Annotated in this window: 16 protein-coding genes; 12 read left to right on the forward strand and 4 right to left on the reverse strand. The window is 60.5% G+C overall.

The features are described 5' to 3' along the window. Positions 1 to 16 precede the first annotated feature (16 nt). Positions 17 to 1,531, forward strand: a complete 1,515-nt coding sequence (locus tag K5K89_RS09270; RefSeq protein ID WP_222541272.1) for an ABC transporter substrate-binding protein — start codon at positions 17 to 19, stop codon at positions 1,529 to 1,531. A 128-nt stretch (positions 1,532 to 1,659) separates the two neighbouring features. Here K5K89_RS09270 and K5K89_RS09275 read toward each other — a convergent pair whose 3' ends face one another. From K5K89_RS09275 to K5K89_RS09290, 4 genes are all read right to left on the reverse strand, one after another. Then, on the reverse strand, positions 1,660 to 2,400 hold the full coding sequence (locus tag K5K89_RS09275) for a YciK family oxidoreductase (RefSeq protein WP_222541273.1): 741 nt from the start codon (positions 2,398 to 2,400) through the stop codon (positions 1,660 to 1,662). 184 nt (positions 2,401 to 2,584) lie between these two features. Continuing rightward, on the reverse strand, positions 2,585 to 3,256 hold the full coding sequence (gene mupP / locus K5K89_RS09280) for an N-acetylmuramic acid 6-phosphate phosphatase MupP (protein ID WP_222541274.1): 672 nt from the start codon (positions 3,254 to 3,256) through the stop codon (positions 2,585 to 2,587). Positions 3,257 to 3,260: 4 nt separating this feature from the next. Then, positions 3,261 to 3,959 (reverse strand): bifunctional 2-polyprenyl-6-hydroxyphenol methylase/3-demethylubiquinol 3-O-methyltransferase UbiG, encoded by a 699-nt coding sequence (ubiG, locus tag K5K89_RS09285; RefSeq protein WP_071489061.1) that lies wholly within the window; start codon positions 3,957 to 3,959, stop codon positions 3,261 to 3,263. Between the two features lie 64 nt (positions 3,960 to 4,023). Then, positions 4,024 to 5,355 carry a TRZ/ATZ family hydrolase gene (locus K5K89_RS09290; protein WP_093126483.1) on the reverse strand — a complete coding sequence of 444 codons (1,332 nt, stop codon included), beginning with the start codon at positions 5,353 to 5,355 and terminating at the stop codon, positions 4,024 to 4,026. A 108-nt stretch (positions 5,356 to 5,463) separates the two neighbouring features. Here K5K89_RS09290 and mtnA point away from each other — a divergent pair, with 108 nt between their 5' ends. The 11 genes from mtnA (at position 5,464) to K5K89_RS09345 (ending at position 18,894) form a co-directional block, all read left to right on the forward strand. Next, positions 5,464 to 6,540, forward strand: a complete 1,077-nt coding sequence (gene mtnA / locus K5K89_RS09295) for an S-methyl-5-thioribose-1-phosphate isomerase (RefSeq protein WP_071489063.1) — start codon at positions 5,464 to 5,466, stop codon at positions 6,538 to 6,540. Between the two features lie 303 nt (positions 6,541 to 6,843). Beyond that, positions 6,844 to 9,498, forward strand: coding sequence for a DNA gyrase subunit A (gene gyrA, locus K5K89_RS09300; RefSeq protein WP_010211963.1), 2,655 nt, complete (start codon positions 6,844 to 6,846; stop codon positions 9,496 to 9,498). A gap of 216 nt (positions 9,499 to 9,714) precedes the next feature. Continuing rightward, positions 9,715 to 10,800 (forward strand): 3-phosphoserine/phosphohydroxythreonine transaminase, encoded by a 1,086-nt coding sequence (serC, locus tag K5K89_RS09305; protein ID WP_093527396.1) that lies wholly within the window; start codon positions 9,715 to 9,717, stop codon positions 10,798 to 10,800. Beyond that, positions 10,800 to 11,894, forward strand: a complete 1,095-nt coding sequence (gene pheA / locus K5K89_RS09310; RefSeq protein WP_222541275.1) for a prephenate dehydratase — start codon at positions 10,800 to 10,802, stop codon at positions 11,892 to 11,894. The genes serC and pheA overlap by 1 nt, the downstream gene beginning before the upstream one ends. A 9-nt stretch (positions 11,895 to 11,903) precedes the next feature. Then, positions 11,904 to 13,016 carry a histidinol-phosphate transaminase gene (gene hisC, locus K5K89_RS09315; RefSeq protein WP_222541276.1) on the forward strand — a complete coding sequence of 371 codons (1,113 nt, stop codon included), beginning with the start codon at positions 11,904 to 11,906 and terminating at the stop codon, positions 13,014 to 13,016. A 28-nt stretch (positions 13,017 to 13,044) separates the two neighbouring features. Further along, positions 13,045 to 15,255 (forward strand): bifunctional prephenate dehydrogenase/3-phosphoshikimate 1-carboxyvinyltransferase, encoded by a 2,211-nt coding sequence (locus tag K5K89_RS09320; protein ID WP_071489066.1) that lies wholly within the window; start codon positions 13,045 to 13,047, stop codon positions 15,253 to 15,255. Then, the gene (cmk, locus tag K5K89_RS09325) at positions 15,252 to 15,941 is read left to right on the forward strand and encodes a (d)CMP kinase (RefSeq protein WP_003172653.1); all 690 of its coding nucleotides are present in this window, start codon (positions 15,252 to 15,254) and stop codon (positions 15,939 to 15,941) included. The genes K5K89_RS09320 and cmk overlap by 4 nt, the downstream gene beginning before the upstream one ends. 119 nt (positions 15,942 to 16,060) lie before the next feature. Next, the gene (rpsA, locus tag K5K89_RS09330) at positions 16,061 to 17,752 is read left to right on the forward strand and encodes a 30S ribosomal protein S1 (protein ID WP_071489067.1); all 1,692 of its coding nucleotides are present in this window, start codon (positions 16,061 to 16,063) and stop codon (positions 17,750 to 17,752) included. 161 nt (positions 17,753 to 17,913) lie between these two features. Continuing rightward, positions 17,914 to 18,198, forward strand: a complete 285-nt coding sequence (locus K5K89_RS09335) for a hypothetical protein (protein WP_222541277.1) — start codon at positions 17,914 to 17,916, stop codon at positions 18,196 to 18,198. 132 nt (positions 18,199 to 18,330) lie between these two features. Further along, positions 18,331 to 18,627, forward strand: a complete 297-nt coding sequence (gene ihfB, locus K5K89_RS09340) for an integration host factor subunit beta (protein WP_003189779.1) — start codon at positions 18,331 to 18,333, stop codon at positions 18,625 to 18,627. A 24-nt stretch (positions 18,628 to 18,651) separates the two neighbouring features. After that, positions 18,652 to 18,894: a lipopolysaccharide assembly protein LapA domain-containing protein gene (locus K5K89_RS09345; protein WP_093126506.1), complete on the forward strand. Its 243-nt coding sequence runs from the start codon at positions 18,652 to 18,654 to the stop codon at positions 18,892 to 18,894. Positions 18,895 to 19,093 lie beyond the last annotated feature (199 nt).

Raw genomic sequence — 19,093 nt, forward strand, 5'->3', positions numbered from 1 at the left:
AACAAGGAGTTATGACATGCAATCGCGCCACTTGAAGTTGCTCGCCGCCGCCACACTGACCGCCTGGTCGCTGACCGCCGGTTTCGCCCAGGCCGCCGGTGTCCTGACCATCGGCTGCCGTGAAGACAGCACCACGTTCGACCCGATCAAAAGCGCGCAAAACCGCGACACCTGGGTCTTCGCCAACGTCTACGACACCCTGGTACGCGTGGACAACCTGGGCACCAAGATGGAGCCGGGCCTGGCCGAAAGCTGGGATATCTCCAAGGACGGCCTGACTTACACCTTCAAACTGCGTGACGCGAAGTTCTCCGATGGCTCGACCATTACCGCCGACGATGCGGCATTCAGCCTGCTGCGTATCCGCGACAACAAGGCTTCGCTGTGGGCTGATCCGTTCAACTTGATCAACACGGCCAAGGCATCGGACCCGAAAACCCTGGTGGTCACGCTGAAAACCCCGGCCGTCGCCTTCCTCTCGCAACTGGCGTCGCCGACGGTGTCGATCCTGTCGGAAAAAGCCATGACCAAGATGGGCGAAGACGCCTACTCGGAAAACCCGGTGACGTCCGGCGCGTTTACCGTAGACGAGTGGCGCAAGGGCGATCGGGTGATCCTGAAGAAGAACCCGAACTTCTGGCAGGCCAGGAACGTGAGCCTGGATGGCGTGGAGTGGGTCTCCGTTACCGACGACAACACGCGCATGCGCATGGTGCAGAACAATGAGCTGGACACGGCGATCTTCGTACCGTTCTCGCGGGTTGAAGAGCTGAAGAAAGACAAGAACGTGGTGATCCACGCCGACCCGTCCACCCGTGAAGATCACCTGCTGATCAACCACGCCCACGGGTTGCTGGCCAAGCCGGAAGTGCGCCAGGCGCTGGACATGGCCATCGACAAACAATCGCTGGTGAAGACCGCCACCTACGGTCAGGGCACTGTGGCCTATTCCTACATTCCAAAGGGCTCGCTGTACCACTACGCCAACAACCTGCAGCGCCCGTATGACCCCACCGCCGCCAGGAAGCTGCTGGAGCAGGCCGGTGCGAAGGACTTGAAGCTCAACTACGTGGTCAACGCCGGCAACGAAGCCGACGAGCAGATTGCGGTGATCATCAAGGACCAGTTAGCCAAGGTCGGCGTAACCGCCAACCTGCAAAAGGTCGATCCGACCCAGAGCTGGCAGATGCTGGTGGACGGTGAGTACGATATTTCGGTGATGTACTGGACCAACGACATCCTCGACCCGGACCAGAAGACCACCTTCGTGCTGGGCCACGACACCAACCAGAACTACATGACCCGCTACAGGAACGACAAGGTCAAGGACCTGGTGGCCCAGGCACGGATCGAGGCCGACCCGGCCAAGCGTGAGCAGATGTATGTGGAATTGCAGAAACTGGCGAAACAGGATGTGAACTGGATCGACTTGTACTACAGCCCTTACATCAACATCTCACGCAAGAATGTGAGCAACTTCCTGCAGAACCCATTGGGCCGCTTCACCCTTGAAGAAGTGGTGAAAAACTAAACCACACTGCTGAAAAATGTGGGAGGGGGCTTGCCCCCGATAGCGGTGGGACAGTCACTGTATCTGTTGACTGATCCACTGCAATCGGGGGCAAGCCCCCTCCCACATTTGGTTTTACAATGTGCCGGTTATTGCGCGTCGAACGCCTGGCCGTTGATGCCGGCACTGTCCGGCCCCATCAGGTACAGGTACACCGGCATGATTTCTTCCGGAGCAGGCCGTTCCATCGGGTTTTCCCCTGGATACGCCTGGGCGCGCATGCTGGTGCGCGTGCCACCTGGGTTGATGCTGTTGGAGCGTACTGCTGCCACATCCTCAAGCTCATCGGCCAAGGTTTGCATCAAGCCTTCGGTCGCAAACTTCGACACGCCATAAGCGCCCCAGTAAGCCCGACCCTTGCGGCCGACGCTACTGGAGGTGAACATCACCGAGGCATCCTTCGACAGCTTGAGCAGCGGCAACAAAGTACTGGTCAGCATGAACATCGCGTTGACGTTCACGTGCATCACCCGCATGAAGTTCTCGCCGGACAACTGTTCGAGCGGCGTACGCGGGCCGATGATCGAGGCGTTGTGCAGCAGGCCGTCGAGGTGGCCGAATTCTTTCTCGATCATCGCCGCCAGCTCATCGTATTGATGGGGCAGGGCGGTCTCCAGGTTGAAGGGGATCACCACCGGCTGTGGTTGGCCTGCGGCTTCGATCTCGTCATATACCTGGGCAAGGTTGGCTTCGGTCTTGCCCAGCAACAGCACGGTAGCGCCGTGGGCGGCGTAGGTTTTCGCCGCCGCCGCGCCAATCCCGCGACCGGCGCCGGTCACCAGGATGATTCGGCCTTTGAGCAGGTCTGGACGCGCGGAGTAATCAAACATAAATAGCCTCGATAAAATTCAGCAGCTTATGAACCCCAACTCTGAAAACACTGAAGATCCCCTGTGGGAGGGGGCTTGCCCCCGATGAGGGCCTATCAGTCATAGAGGTGCGGGCTGGCACACCGCTATCGGGCGCAAGCCCCTCCCACATTGGATCTTCATAGAGGGTGGGGGCGTTGAGTAATCAGCAACTGCACAGTGCGTTATCCAGCACCTTGCGCAGTTCCAGCGGATGATCCACCACCACATCGGCACCCCAATGGCGTGGGTTGTCGTCCGGGTGGATGTAGCCATAAGTGACCGCCGCCGTGCGGGTGCCGGCGTCGCGGCCGGACTCGATGTCGCGCAGGTCATCGCCCACGAACAGCACGCTGGCCGGGTCCAGGCCGAGCATCTTGCAGGCCAGGATCATCGGCTCCGGGTCCGGCTTGCTGTTTTTCACGTGGTCCGGGCAGATCAGCAGTGCCGAGCGTTCGGCCAGGCCGAGTTGGTGCATGATCGGCTCGGCAAAACGCAGGGGCTTGTTGGTGACCACGCCCCAGATCAGCTTGGCCTTCTCGATGTCTTCGAGCAACTCCGCCATGCCGTCGAACAACTTGCTGTGGACCGCGCAGCCCTTGAGGTAACGCTCGAGGAATTCCTGGCGCAGTTCTTCGAAACCTGGGGATTCCGGGTCCATCGAGAAGGTCACCGCAACCATTGCCCGCGCACCGCCGGAGATTTCATCGCGGATGTGCTGGGGGTTGATCGGCGGCAGGTCGCGATCGGCGCGCATCGCCTGGCAGATCGCGATGAAGTCCGGCGCGGTATCCAGCAGGGTACCGTCCATATCGAAGAGAACCGCTCGCAACTTCACAGGCTCACTCCTCGCGCAGGGTCTGGATCATGTAGTTGACGTCTACATCGTTGGCCAGCTTGTAGTGCTTGGTCAGCGGGTTGTAGGTCAGGCCGATGATGTCCTTGACGGTCAGCCCGGCCTGGCGGCTCCACGCACCCAGCTCGGACGGACGGATGAATTTCTTGAAGTCATGGGTGCCGCGCGGCAGCAGCTTCATGATGTATTCGGCGCCGATGATCGCGAACAGGTAAGCCTTGGGGTTGCGGTTGATGGTGGAGAAGAACACCTGGCCGCCGGGCTTGACCATGCGGAAGCAGGCGCTGATCACCGAGGACGGGTCGGGCACGTGTTCCAGCATTTCCAGGCAGGTGACCACGTCGAACTGCTCGGGCATCTCTTCGGCCAGGGCTTCGGCGGTGATCTGGCGGTATTCCACGCTCACCCCGGACTCCAGTTGGTGCAATTGGGCCACGGCCAAGGGCGCTTCGCCCATGTCGATACCCATCACGGTCGCGCCACGTTGGGCCATGGCTTCGCTGAGGATGCCGCCGCCGCAACCGACGTCCAGTACTTTTTTGCCGGCCAGGTTGACGCGTTCGTCAATCCAGTTGACCCGCAGCGGGTTGATGTCGTGCAAAGGCTTGAACTCGCTTTCGCGGTCCCACCAGCGATGAGCCAGGGCTTCGAATTTGGCGATTTCGGCGTGGTCGACGTTGCTCATGGTGAATCCTCTGAATCTGATAAATCGGTTTGTCGGTCTTGAACGCCAGGGTTCAAGGCCGTCGTTATTCGCTGTGCCCGCTGATGCGTTGGCCCCAGGCGATGGCCGTGGCGGTCAACTGTTGTTCATCCATGCGGGTCAATTGCCGGTCGTCGAGCAATTGCTTGCCAGCGACCCAAAGGTGTTTCACGCAATCGCGTCCGGTGGCATATATAAGCTGTGAGACCGGATCATAGATCGGTTGTTGCGCCAGCCCCGACAGATCGAAAGCAACGATATCCGCCGCCTTGCCGACTTCCAGCGAGCCTATCTCGCTTTCCAGGCCCATGGCTCGCGCGCCATTGAGGGTGGCCATGCGCAGGGCGCGATGGGCATCGAGTGCGGTGGCCGAACCGGCGACGGCCTTTGCCAGCATCGCCGCCGTACGCGTTTCGCCCAACAGGTCAAGGTCATTGTTGCTGGCGGCGCCATCGGTGCCGATGGCCACATTCACGCCAGCCTGCCACAGACGCTCCACCGGGCAAAAGCCGCTGGCCAGTTTCAGATTGGATTCCGGGCAATGGATGACGCTGGTGTTGCTTTCTACCAGCAAAGCCAGGTCGTCCTCGCTGATTTGGGTCATATGAACGGCCTGGAAGCGCGGGCCCAGCAGCCCCAGGCGCCCCAGGCGCGCCAGCGGGCGCTCGCCGGTCTGCTCGACCGCTTGCTGCACTTCGAAGGCGGTTTCGTGAACATGCATATGGATCGCGGCGTCCAGCTCTTCGGCGATCACCCGGATTTTTTCCAGGTTGTCATCGCACACGGTGTAGGGCGCGTGGGGGCCGAAGGTGATCTTGATGCGCGGGTGGTGCTTGAGGTCGCCGAACAGCTCGACACCCTGGCGAATCGCCTCGTCGGCACTGCCGGCACCGGGGATCGGAAAGTCGAGGATCGGAATCGCAATCTGTGCGCGCATGCCGCTGTTGTGCACGCAGTCGCTGGCGACCTTGGGGTAGAAGTACATGTCGGAGAAGCAGGTGATGCCGCCCTTGAGCTGTTCGGCGATGGCCAGGTCGGTGCCGTCACGCACGAACGCTTCATCGACCCACTTGGCTTCGGCGGGCCAGATGTGTTTTTCCAGCCAGGTCATCAGCGGCAGGTCATCGGCCAGGCCGCGAAACAGGCTCATCGCCGCGTGCCCGTGGGCGTTGACCAGGCCGGGGCTGAGCAACATGCCCGGCAGTTCGCGGGTCTCCTTGGCGGTCAGCTTCAACGCCGCCTGGCGAGGCCCGATAAACGCAATGCGCCCATCGCGGATGCCCAGGCCGTGCTCCTTGAGCACCACGCCGGCGGGTTCGACAGGTACCAGCCAGGTCGGCAGCAACAGTAAGTCGAGCGGGGCGGCAGTGGCAGTCATCGCGGGCTTCTTCCCAGGCAGCTATAAAAGAAGGGCGAAGTATACCCGAGCGTCCTGGCTGGCGGATCGCTATAATCGGCGGCTTTGTTTATGAGTGCGGAGTAAGGGATGCGCGATCGACTGTTGGCAGCGGAGAAAGTGAAGGCCATCGAATGGCGTGATGGCGCACTGTACCTGCTCGATCAGCGTGCCTTGCCGTCCCGCGAAAGCTGGGTGGCCTGCGTGACGGTCGATGCAGTGGCTGCAGCCATTCGCTCGATGGTAGTGCGCGGTGCGCCGGCCATCGGCATCAGCGCCGCATATGGCCTGGTGCTGGCCGCCCGCGAGCGGATCGCCGAGGGCGGTGACTGGCAGGCAGCGTGGGAAGAAGACTACGCATTGTTAGCCGATGCCCGCCCCACCGCGTCGAACCTGTTCTGGGCCTTGAAGCGCATGCGTGACCGGCTCGACCGCGTCAAAAAGCACGCCGACCCTGTGGCGGTGCTGGAAGCGGAAGCCATCGCCATCCATGAAAGTGACCGCGAAGCCAACCTGACCATGGCCCAGCTGGGCGTCGAGCTGATCCGCAAGCACCAGGGCAACGCTCAGGCCATCCTCACCCACGGCAACGCTGGCGCCCTGGCGACCGGCGGTGTCGGTACGGCGCTCGGGGTGATTCGCGCGGCCTACCTCGAAGGCATGGTCGAGCAGGTCTACGCCAATGAAACCCGGCCCTGGCTGCAAGGCTCGCGGCTGACCGCCTGGGAGCTGGCGGGCGAGGGCATTCCGGTGACGGTGAATGCCGACTCGGCCGGTGCGCATATCCTCAAGACCAAAGGCGTGACCTGGGTGATTGTCGGCGCCGACTGCATTGCCGCCAACGGCGATGTGATCAGCAAGATCGGCACTTACCAGTTGGCTGTGTGTGCGATGCACCACGGCGTGCGTTTCATGGTGGTGGCGCCGAGTTCCACCCTGGACCTGATGATGGCCACTGGCGATGACGTTGCCCTGGAAGAGCGCGATGCCGGTGAGTTGCTGGAAGTCGCCGGCCAGCGCTTCGCGGCAGATGTGGCGGCCTTCAATCCGGTGTTCGACGTGACCCCGGCCGACCTGATCGATGTGATCGTGACCGAAAAAGGCGTGGTCGAACGGCCGGATACCGCCAAGCTGGCCAGGTTGATGTGTCGTAAGCGCTTGCATTAAGCCAATTTGCCCCCGAAATCGGGCTTGGTTCCAGCTCTGAGCCCCTCTCGTCGCCCTCAAGCCTGTCATCCGTCAACTTACTATGCTCCATGCGCATCAGGGGGATAGGTGCGTGGCGGCGATTGTGATAACATCCGGCGGTTTCCAGGGCTGCCCCGAGGGGTGGCCTATAACGTGCAGATCCGTGTCATAACTCGTTGATTTGTCGTAAGTCGTTGTCAGGCACTCTGCCGGCAGCGGCGAGCTTCGTTCGTCCCATATGGATGTGACGAGGTTTCACCCGAAAAAGGAATCAGACTTCTCATGGGCGAACTGGCCAAAGAAATCCTCCCGGTCAATATCGAAGACGAGCTGAAACAGTCCTACCTCGACTACGCGATGAGCGTAATTGTCGGTCGGGCACTGCCTGATGCGCGCGATGGCTTGAAGCCCGTGCACCGGCGTGTGCTGTTCGCGATGAGCGAGCTGGGTAACGACTGGAACAAGCCGTACAAGAAATCTGCCCGTGTTGTCGGTGACGTGATCGGTAAGTATCACCCTCACGGCGACACTGCGGTGTACGACACCATCGTTCGGATGGCCCAGCCGTTTTCCCTGCGCTACCTGCTGGTAGACGGCCAGGGCAACTTCGGTTCGGTCGACGGCGACAACGCCGCGGCCATGCGATACACCGAAGTGCGCATGACCAAGCTGGCGCACGAGCTGCTGGCCGACCTGCATAAAGAAACCGTGGACTGGGTGCCGAACTACGACGGCACCGAAATGATCCCGGCCGTCATGCCGACCAAGATCCCCAACCTGCTGGTCAACGGTTCCAGCGGTATCGCCGTGGGCATGGCGACCAACATCCCGCCGCACAACCTCGGTGAAGTCATCGACGGTTGCCTGGCCCTCATCGACAACCCCGAGCTGACCGTCGATGAGCTGATGCAATACATCCCCGGCCCGGACTTCCCGACCGCCGCGATCATCAACGGTCGCGCCGGCATCATCGAAGCCTATCGCACCGGTCGCGGCCGCATTTACATGCGTGCCCGCTCGATCATCGAAGACATCGACAAGGTCGGTGGCCGCCAGCAGATCGTCATCACCGAGCTGCCTTACCAGCTGAACAAGGCACGTCTGATCGAGAAGATCGCCGAGCTGGTCAAAGAGAAGAAGCTCGAAGGCATCACCGAGCTGCGCGACGAGTCCGACAAAGACGGTATGCGCGTGGTGATCGAGCTGCGTCGTGGCGAAGTGCCTGAGGTGATCCTCAACAACCTCTACGCCCAGACCCAGCTGCAAAGCGTGTTCGGTATCAACGTGGTTGCACTGATCGATGGCCGCCCGCGCATCCTGAACCTCAAGGACCTGCTGGAAGCCTTCGTGCGTCACCGTCGCGAAGTGGTCACCCGCCGTACCGTGTTCGAACTGCGCAAGGCCCGCGAGCGCGGCCACATCCTGGAAGGCCAGGCAGTTGCGCTGTCGAACATCGACCCGGTGATCGCTCTGATCAAGGCCTCGCCAACCCCGTCGGAAGCCAAGGAAGCGTTGATCAGCACCCCTTGGGAATCCAGCGCCGTGGTGGCGATGGTTGAACGTGCCGGCGCCGACTCGTGCCGTCCGGAGACCCTGGACCCGCAATACGGTCTGCGTGAAGGCAAGTACTTCCTGTCGCCGGAACAGGCCCAGGCCATCCTGGAACTGCGCCTGCACCGCCTGACTGGCCTGGAGCACGAGAAGCTGCTGGCCGAGTACCAGGAGATCCTCAACCAGATCGGCGAGTTGATCCGCATCCTCAGCAGCGCCGTGCGCCTGATGGAAGTGATCCGCGAAGAACTGGAAGTGATCCGCGCCGAATATGGCGATGTGCGTCGCACCGAGATTCTCGATGCACGCCTCGACCTGACCCTGGGTGACATGATCCCGGAAGAGGAGCGCGTGGTGACCATCTCCCACGGTGGCTACGCCAAGACCCAGCCGCTGGCTGCGTACCAGGCTCAGCGTCGTGGTGGTAAAGGTAAATCGGCTACCGGCGTGAAGGATGAGGACTACATCGCTCACCTGCTGGTTGCCAACAGCCACACCACGCTGCTGCTGTTCTCCAGCAAGGGCAAGGTGTACTGGCTCAAGACCTACGAAATCCCGGAAGCGTCCCGTGCCGCCCGTGGTCGCCCACTGGTCAACCTGCTGCCGCTGGACAGTGATGAATACATCACCACCATGCTGCCGGTCGAGGAATACACCGAAGGTCACTTCATCTTCATGGCCACCGCCAAAGGCACCGTGAAGAAGACCCCGCTGGAATCCTTCAGCCGCCAGCGCAGCGTGGGCCTGATCGCCCTGGAGCTGGACGAAGGCGACGTGCTGATCTCCGCTGCCATCACCGACGGCGAGCGTGAAGTCATGCTGTTCTCCGACGGCGGTAAAGTAACGCGCTTCAAGGAATCCGACGTTCGTGCCATGGGCCGTACCGCCCGCGGTGTGCGCGGCATGCGCCTGCCGGAAGGGCAGAAGCTGATTTCGATGCTGATCCCGGAAGAAGGCAGCCAGATCCTCACCGCTTCCGAGCGTGGTTATGGCAAGCGCACCGCCATCAGCGAGTTCCCGGAGTACAAGCGTGGCGGCCAGGGCGTGATCGCCATGGTCAGCAACGACCGCAACGGCCGTCTGGTCGGTGCGGTGCAGGTGCTCGACGGCGAGGAAATCATGCTGATCTCCGACCAGGGCACCCTGGTACGTACCCGTGTGGCTGAAGTGTCGAGCCTGGGCCGTAACACCCAGGGCGTGACCCTGATCAAGCTGGCCAAGGACGAAAAACTGGTCGGCCTGGAGCGTGTCCAGGAGCCATCGGAAGTCGAAGGCGAAGAGCTGGAAGGCGAGGAGTTTGAAGGCGAGGTGATCGCAGCAGGCGATGACAACGTCGACGAGCCAACCCTCGACGCTGCCGCAGACGAAGAAGAACCGCAGGAATAAGCGGACACACAGGGGGCGGATGAAGATTCGCCCCCTTGTTGTTTGTCCCCTTTGAAACATGTGGGAGCTGGCTTGCCTGCGATGGCATCACCACGGTATCACTGACGTACCGAGGCGCCTGTATCGCAGGCAAGCCAGCTTCCACAACGGTCCGCTCCGGAAGCAGAGCGTTGCCGAACATGATTGCAGCCCCACCAGATCAGAGTGAGATTGGATGTGAGCAAGAGAGCCTATAACTTCTGTGCCGGTCCCGCGGCGCTTCCTGAAGCAGTCCTGCAGCGTGCGCAGGGTGAACTCCTCGACTGGCATGGAAAAGGCCTCTCCGTGATGGAAATGAGCCATCGCAGCGATGAGTTCGTGTCCATCGCCACCAAGGCCGAGCAGGATCTGCGCGACTTGCTGGACATCCCTTCCAACTACAAAGTGCTGTTCCTGCAGGGCGGCGCCAGCCAGCAATTCGCCCAGATCCCGCTGAACCTGCTGCCGGAAGACGGCACTGCCGACTATATCGACACTGGTATCTGGGGCCAGAAGGCCATTGAAGAGGCTTCCCGTTACGGTCACGTCAATGTGGCGGGCACCGCCAAGCCTTACGACTATTTCGCCATTCCGGGTCAGAACGAGTGGAAGTTGTCGAAGGACGCTGCCTACGTGCACTACGTGGCCAACGAAACCATTGGCGGCCTGGAGTTCGATTGGGTGCCGGAAGTGGGCGACGTGCCGCTGGTGTGCGACATGTCCTCGGACATCCTCTCGCGCCCGATCGATGTGTCGAAGTACGGCATGATCTATGCTGGCGCGCAGAAGAACATCGGCCCGAGCGGCATCCTGGTCAACATCATCCGCGAAGACCTGCTGGGCCGTGCCCGTTCGCTGTGCCCGACCATGCTCAACTATAAGGTCGCGGCGGATAACGGCTCGATGTACAACACCCCGCCGGCGTTCGCCTGGTACCTGTCCGGCCTGGTCTTCGAGTGGCTGAAAGAGCAGGGCGGTGTCGCTGCGATGGGCAAGCTGAACGAAGAGAAGAAGCGCGTCTTGTACGACTTCATCGACGCCAGCGGCCTGTACAGCAACCCGATCAACCTGACCGACCGCTCGTGGATGAACGTGCCGTTCCGCCTGGCTGACGACCGCCTGGACAAGCCGTTCCTGGCCGGTGCCGACGCGCGTGGCCTGCTGAACCTCAAGGGGCACCGCTCGGTGGGTGGCATGCGCGCCTCCATCTACAACGCCGTCGACATCCACGCGATCAACGCGCTGGTTGCCTACATGGCAGAGTTCGAAAAGGAACACGGCTAATGTCTGAGCAAGAACTCAAGGCCCTGCGTGTACGCATCGACAGCCTGGACGAGAAAGTCCTGGAGCTGATCAGTGAGCGCGCGCGGTGCGCCCAGGAAGTGGCCAGGGTGAAGATGGCGTCCCTGGCCGAAGGCGAAGTGCCGGTGTTCTACCGGCCCGAGCGTGAAGCCCAGGTGCTCAAGCGTGTGATGGAGCGCAACAAGGGCCCGCTGGGCAACGAAGAGATGGCGCGGTTGTTCCGTGAAATCATGTCCTCGTGCCTGGCGCTGGAGCAGCCGCTGAAAGTGGCCTACCTCGGCCCGGAAGGCACCTTCACCCAGGCGGCGGCCATGAAGCACTTCGGCCACGCGGTGATCAGCAAGCCAATGGCGGCGATCGACGAAGTGTTCCGTGAAGTGGCGGCCGGTGCGGTGAACTTTGGCGTGGTGCCGGTGGAAAACTCCACCGAAGGCGCGGTCAACCACACGCTGGACAGCTTCCTCGAGCACGACATGGTGATCTGTGGCGAAGTCGAGCTGCGCATCCACCACCACCTGCAGGTGGGTGAGAACACCAAGACCGACAGCATCAGTCGCATCTACTCCCACGCCCAGTCGCTGGCCCAGTGCCGCAAGTGGCTGGATGCGCATTACCCGAATGTCGAGCGCGTGGCGGTCTCCAGCAACGCCGAAGCCGCCAAGCGGGTCAAGGGTGAGTGGAATTCGGCAGCCATCGCTGGCGATATGGCGGCAGGCCTGTACGGCCTGACGCGCCTGGCCGAGAAAATCGAGGACCGCCCGGACAACTCCACGCGCTTCCTGATGATCGGCAGCCAGGAAGTACCGCCGACCGGTGACGACAAGACCTCCATCATCGTGTCCATGAGCAACAAGCCCGGCGCACTGCATGAGCTGCTGGTGCCGTTCCACGACAACGGGATTGACCTGACGCGCATCGAGACTCGTCCTTCGCGCAGCGGTAAATGGACTTATGTGTTCTTTATCGACTTCATCGGCCATCACCGCGACCCACTGGTCAAGGGCGTGCTCGAGAAAATCAGTCAGGAAGCCGTGGCACTCAAGGTGCTGGGCTCTTACCCGAAAGCGGTTTTGTGAGGCTTTAACATGAGTGGCAACTTCCTCGCCCTGGCGCAGCCGGGCGTGCAACAACTGTCGCCTTACGTTCCGGGCAAGCCTGTGGACGAGCTGGCGCGTGAGTTGAACCTGGATCCTTCGGAAATCGTCAAGCTGGCGAGCAACGAGAACCCGCTGGGCCCTAGCCCCAAAGTCCTGGCGGCGATCCGTGAAGAGCTGGCTGAGCTGACCCGGTATCCGGACGGCAACGGCTTCGCGCTCAAGTCGCTGCTGGCGGAAAAATGCCGCGTCGAGCTGAACCAGGTGACCCTGGGCAACGGTTCCAACGACATTCTCGAGCTGGTCGGCCGTGCCTACCTGGCGCCGGGCTTGAACGCGGTGTTCAGTGAGCACGCCTTCGCGGTCTATCCGATCGTGACCCAGGCCGTCGGTGCCGATGCGCGCATCATTCCGGCGAAGGATTGGGGCCATGACCTGCCGGCCATGCTGGCAGCCATCGATGCCCGGACCCGCGTGGTGTTCATCGCCAACCCGAACAACCCGACCGGCACCTGGTTCGACGCCCAGGCGCTGAACGACTTCCTGCAAGACGTGCCCGAGCACGTGCTGGTGGTGCTGGACGAGGCCTACATCGAGTACGCCGAAGGCAGCGACCTGCCGAACGGCCTCGATTTCCTGGCCGCGTACCCGAACCTGCTGGTGTCGCGCACCTTCTCCAAGGCTTACGGCCTGGCATCGCTGCGCGTGGGCTACGCCCTGTCCACTGCGGTGGTTGCCGATGTGCTGAACCGCGTGCGCCAGCCGTTCAACGTCAACAGCCTGGCTCTGGCAGCGGCCTGTGCGGCGGTGAAGGATACCGAGTACCTCGAGCAAAGTCGTCGTATCAACGAAAGCGGCATGCTGCAGTTGCAGGAAGGCTTCCGCGAGCTGGGCCTGGGCTGGGTTCCGTCCAAGGGTAATTTCATCTGCGTCGACCTCGGTCAGGTGGCCGCTCCGGTATTCCAGGGCTTGTTGCGTGAAGGTGTGATCGTGCGTCCGGTGGCCAACTACGGCATGCCGAACCACCTGCGCATCACCATCGGTCTGCCGGCTGAAAACAGTCGCTTCCTGGAGGCGCTGGCCAAGGTTCTGGCTCGTGGTTGATGTCACTGCATTGCAACCTGCTGTGCCTATGATCGGTCGCCTGGTGGTGGTCGGCCTGGGGTTGATCGGCGGCTCCTTCGCCAAAGGCCTGCGTGAAAGCGGGCTGTGTGGCGAAGTGGTCGGTGTGGACCTGGACCCGCAATCGCGCCAGTTGGCGGTCGAGTTGGGCGTGGTGGATCGCTGTGAAGCGGACCTGGCGCTCGCCTGCCGGGGCGCGGATGTGATCCAGCTGGCCGTGCCGATCCTGGCCATGGAGAAATTGCTCGCCGTGTTGGCGGGCATGGACCTGGGCCAGGCGATCCTGACGGACGTCGGCAGTGCCAAAGGTAATGTGGTGCGCGCGGCGCAGCAGGCGTTTGGTGGCATGCCGACGCGCTTCGTGCCGGGTCATCCTATTGCCGGTTCGGAGCAAAGCGGGGTGGAGGCGTCGAATGCGCAGCTGTTCCGTCGACACAAAGTGATCCTGACGCCGCTTGCGCAAACCGATCCGGCGGCGCTGGCGGTGGTCGATCGCCTGTGGCGCGAGTTGGGTGCGGATGTCGAGCATATGCAGGTCGAGCGTCACGACGAAGTGCTGGCCGCGACCAGCCATCTGCCGCATTTGCTGGCGTTTGGCCTGGTGGATTCTTTGGCCAAGCGCAACGAGAACCTCGAGATTTTCCGTTACGCCGCCGGTGGCTTCCGCGACTTCACGCGGATTGCCGGCAGCGACCCGGTGATGTGGCACGACATCTTCCTCGCCAATCGCGAAGCGGTGTTGCGCACCCTGGACACCTTCCGCAGCGACCTCGACGCCTTGCGCGATGCGGTCGACGCCGGGGATGGCCATCAATTATTGGGTGTGTTCACCCGTGCGCGGGTGGCGCGTGAGCATTTCAGCAAGATCCTGGCGCGCCGGGCGTATATGGAAACCGCTGTGAACGCTGATGACCTGACCTTCCTCGCCAACCCGGGCGGCCGCTTGAGCGGAAGCATTCGGGTGCCGGGCGACAAGTCGATTTCTCATCGGTCGATCATGCTCGGTTCGTTGGCTGAGGGTGTGACGGAAGTCGAAGGTTTCCTCGAAGGCGAGGACGCCCTGGCGACTCTGCAGGCGTTTCGCGACATGGGCGTGGTGATTGAAGGGCCGCACCATGGGCGCGTGACCATCCACGGCGTGGGGCTGCATGGTTTGAAGCCCGCACCGGGGCCGATTTACCTCGGCAACTCGGGCACCTCCATGCGCCTGCTGTCCGGTTTGCTGGCTGCGCAGAGCTTCGACAGCGTGCTGACGGGCGACGCTTCCCTGTCCAAGCGTCCGATGAATCGCGTGGCCAAGCCGTTGCGGGAAATGGGCGCGGTGATCGAGACCGGCCCGGAAGGGCGTCCGCCCCTGACTATCCGGGGTGGTCAGGTGCTCAAAGGTTTCGATTATTCGATGCCGATGGCCAGTGCGCAGGTTAAATCCTGCCTGTTGCTGGCCGGGCTTTACGCCGAGGGCAAGACCTCGGTGACCGAGCCTGCGCCGACCCGTGATCATACCGAGCGCATGTTGCGCGGTTTTGGATATCCGGTTGATGTGGTAGGGGGCAAGGCGTCGGTTGAGTCTGGCCATGCGTTGGCTGCAACACATATTGAAGTGCCGGGGGATATTTCCTCTTCGGCGTTTTTCCTGGTGGCGGCTTCGATTGCCGAAGGCTCCGAGTTGTTGCTGGAGCACGTGGGTGTCAACCCGACCCGCACCGGCGTGATCGACATTCTGCGGCTGATGGGGGCGGACATTACCTTGGAAAATCCGCGTGAGGTGGGTGGCGAGCCGGTGGCTGACCTGCGTGTACGTGCCGCGGCGTTGAAAGGTATTGAAATTCCCGAGGCGTTGGTGCCTTTGGCGATCGACGAGTTCCCGGTGCTGTTCGTTGCGGCGGCCTGTGCCGAAGGGCGGACCGTGTTGCGCGGCGCTGAAGAGCTGCGCGTGAAGGAGTCCGACCGTATTCAGGTCATGGCCGATGGTCTGCTGGCACTGGGCGTGACGTGTGAACCGACCCCTGATGGGATTATCATTGACGGTGGCCCGATGGGTGGCGGTGACGTACATGCCCATGGCGATCACCGGATTGCCATGGCATTCAGCGTGGCTTCCCTGCGGGCGGCGGCGCCGATTCGTATCCGTGACTGCGCCAATGTTGCTACGTCTTTTCCGAACTTTCTTACACTGTGTGCCCAAGTCGGCATCCGTGTTGCCCAAGAGGCTCAATTGTGAATATCAAAGCACCGGTGATTACCATCGACGGGCCAAGCGGCTCGGGCAAAGGCACGATCGCCGGCATCCTGGCCAAGCGCCTGGGCTGGTGCCTGCTGGATTCCGGCGCACTGTACCGTCTGCTGGCATTCGCCGCACGCAACCATGGCGTCGACCTGACCAACGAAGAATCCCTGAAGCTGCTGGCGGCGCACCTCGATGTACAGTTCGTCGGCGCGACGGAAGGGCATCCCCAGCGCATCATCCTTGAAGGGGACGATGTGACCGATGACCTGCGCAATGAGCAAGTTGGCTCCTGGGCCTCCCAGGTTGCCGCGCTGCCAGCGGTGCGGGACGCATTGTTGCAGCGCCAGCGGGCTTTCCAGGAGCCGCCGGGCCTGGTGGCCGATGGCCGCGATATGGGAACCGTGGTGTTTCCCGAGGCGCCATTGAAGATTTTCCTGACCGCCAGCGCCGAGGAGCGGGCTCGCCGCCGCTACTTGCAGTTGAAGGGCAAAGTCGATGGTGTTAGTCTGTCGAGTCTGCTAGATGAGATCCGTGCACGCGATGAGCGTGATACCCAGCGCGCAGTAGCCCCGCTCAAGCCGGCGGCTGATGCCATACAGCTGGATTCCACGGAGCTGTCCATCGAGCAGGTGCTGGAACGCATCTTGAGTGAGATCGCCATTCGCGATATCGCCGGGTGACCAAGAAGGCCGCAGGGGACCAGTCATAGTCCTGTGGTGCTTCTTTTAATTGAAACTGACCCACACCGTCTGGGGTGTGGAGATGGGCGTATTCTTCGCCCTTATCAACAGGAATTAAAATGAGCGAAAGCTTTGCGGAACTCTTTGAAGAAAGCCTAAAAACCCTGAACCTTCAGGCAGGCTCCATCATCACCGGTGTTATCGTTGATATCGATTACCAAGCTCGCTGGGTAACCGTTCACGCTGGTCTGAAGTCTGAAGCTCTGATCCCGCTGGAACAGTTCTACAACGATGCTGGTGATCTGACAATCAATGTCGGTGACGAAGTTCACGTTGCTCTGGACTCGGTTGAAGACGGTTTCGGTGAAACCAAGCTGTCCCGTGAAAAAGCCAAGCGCGCTGAATGCTGGATTGTTCTCGAAGCAGCCTTCGCAGCTGAAGAAGTGGTCAAGGGCGTTATCAACGGTAAGGTTAAAGGCGGCTTCACTGTCGACGTTAACGGCATCCGTGCGTTCCTGCCAGGTTCTTTGGTCGACGTTCGTCCAGTGCGCGACACCACGCACCTGGAAGGCAAAGAACTCGAATTCAAGGTCATCAAGCTCGACCAGAAGCGCAACAACGTTGTCGTTTCCCGTCGCAGCGTCCTGGAAGCAGAGAACTCCGCCGAGCGTGAAGCTCTGCTGGAATCCCTGCAGGAAGGCCAACAAGTCAAAGGTATCGTCAAAAACCTCACCGACTACGGCGCATTCGTCGACCTGGGTGGCGTGGATGGCCTGCTGCACATTACCGACATGGCTTGGAAGCGTATCAAGCATCCTTCCGAAATCGTCAACGTTGGCGACGAGATCGATGTCAAGGTTCTGAAATACGATCGCGAGCGCAACCGTGTTTCCCTGGGCCTGAAGCAACTGGGCGAAGATCCATGGGTTGCTATCAAAGCCCGTTACCCAGAAGGCACTCGCGTAACCGCGCGTGTTACCAACCTGACCGACTACGGCTGCTTCGCTGAGCTGGAAGAAGGTGTGGAAGGCCTGGTACACGTTTCCGAAATGGACTGGACCAACAAGAACATCCACCCTTCGAAAGTCGTACAAGTCGGCGACGAAGTGGAAGTTATGGTTCTGGACATCGACGAAGAGCGTCGTCGTATCTCCCTGGGCATCAAGCAGTGCAAATCTAACCCATGGGAAGATTTCTCTGGCCAGTTCAACAAGGGCGATAAAATCTCCGGCACCATCAAGTCGATCACCGATTTCGGTATCTTCATTGGTCTGGACGGCGGCATCGACGGCCTGGTTCACCTGTCCGACATCTCCTGGAACGAAGTGGGCGAAGAAGCTGTTCGTCGTTTCAAGAAGGGCGACGAGCTGGACACCGTTATCCTGTCGGTTGACCCAGAGCGCGAGCGTATCTCCCTGGGTATCAAGCAACTGGAAAGCGACCCGTTCTCTGAATACGTTCAGGACAACGACAAAGGCGCAATCGTTAAAGGCATCGTGAAGGAAGTTGACGCTAAAGGCGCCATCATCACTCTGGCCGACGATATCGAAGCGACTCTGAAAGCCTCCGAAATCAGCCGTGACCGCGTTGAAGACGCGCGTAACGTTCTGAAAGAAGGCCAGGAAGTAGAAGCCAAGATCATCAGCGTTGACCGCAAGAGCCGTGTAATCCAGCTCTCCATCAAGTCGAAAGACGATGCTGAAGAGAAAGAAGCCATCCAGAGCTTGAAAGACAAGCCTTCGGATAGCATCGCTGCTGGTCCTACCACTCTGGGCGACCTGTTGCGTGCACAAATGGAAAAACAGAACTAAGTTCTGTCAAACCATAAAAAAGGGCGACTTCGGTCGCCCTTTTTTGTGCCTGAAATTCGTTGAATCAACACCGAGAACCAAGGCGTATAGCCCAGTGTCAGAACTGACTATAGTCTTAAGTTAAAAGCGGTTCTTGTGTTGGGGCTTCAGTAAGGATTTGAATGAACAGGCTTGTCGTAGTACTCGCATTGGTAATGCTTGCTGGTTGTTCTGCCACCAGCGCCAAGACCCACGCCAAGCGCGGGGTCAGTGGTATCGAGGTCGATTGCTCTGGCCTCGGCAACAGCTGGAGCAAGTGCGAAAAACGCGCGGCTCGAGAGTGCAAGATGCAGGGCTACAAGGTCATCACCCGATCCAGCGATGCCAGCGACGAAGAGGGTGACTATCTGTTCGGTTGGAACCCTGCCGGCGCTGTAACCCGCACTATGCTGGTCATCTGTAATTGAGGTCGGAATACGCCTATAGCCGGTTGCCATCTATCCTGCGGATAAGTTGTTCGGTGGGCTGTTCAAATTCATCAAGTCATGCTAAAACCTTCGAAGCGCTTTTCCTAGCTGCTTGAAAAAGAAGGGAAAAATATGACGAAGTCGGAGTTGATCGAACGAATTGTCACCCATCAAGGGCTGCTCTCATCCAAGGATGTCGAGCTGGCTATCAAGACCATGCTTGAGCAAATGTCCCAGTGCCTGGCGACCGGGGATCGGATTGAGATCCGTGGGTTTGGCAGTTTCTCTTTGCACTATCGTGCGCCTCGTGTAGGCCGTAATCCTAAAACCGGCCAGTCCGTCAGCCTGGATGGTAAGTTTGTACCTCACTTCAAGCCGGGCAAGGAATTGCGCGATCGGGTGAACGAAGAAGAGGAAGAAGGCGTCTGAGTGTTTTTGGGGTAGGAGAAGGTTATGCGCGGAGTTAAACGCGTTGTTGTGGTGCTGACGGTGCTGGTGGTTTCGCTAGTGGTGTTGGCGTTTGTGCTGGAGAATCAGCAGGGCGTGTCTCTCTCATTCCTAGGGATGGCGACTGGGCCGCTGCCGGTGTCGGTATTTGTGATCGTGGCGTTGATTCTCGGTATGCTGATAGGGCCGTTGTTAGGTGTGCTGGTGCGCACTAGGCGTCATGGGTCGGTCCCAGCAGGGCGCGCCTAGGGGGCTCTCTCTCTTTAAGCCGCGTGAGCGCACGTTTAGCAGCCGTTCGTCAGAAAACTGCCTTGATATGGCGCATGGGTTTCGCCTTTTTCCTGTAATGATGCGGTCATCCTCGAGTAGTTCCCATCCCCGGATTCATTGAGTTTAACTCGACAATTCGGAATTTCCTTTGCGCTTTCAGATTTTTCAGACATGGCCT

This window comes from Pseudomonas sp. DR208 (genome assembly GCF_019823005.1).
Lineage (GTDB): Bacteria > Pseudomonadota > Gammaproteobacteria > Pseudomonadales > Pseudomonadaceae > Aquipseudomonas > Aquipseudomonas extremorientalis.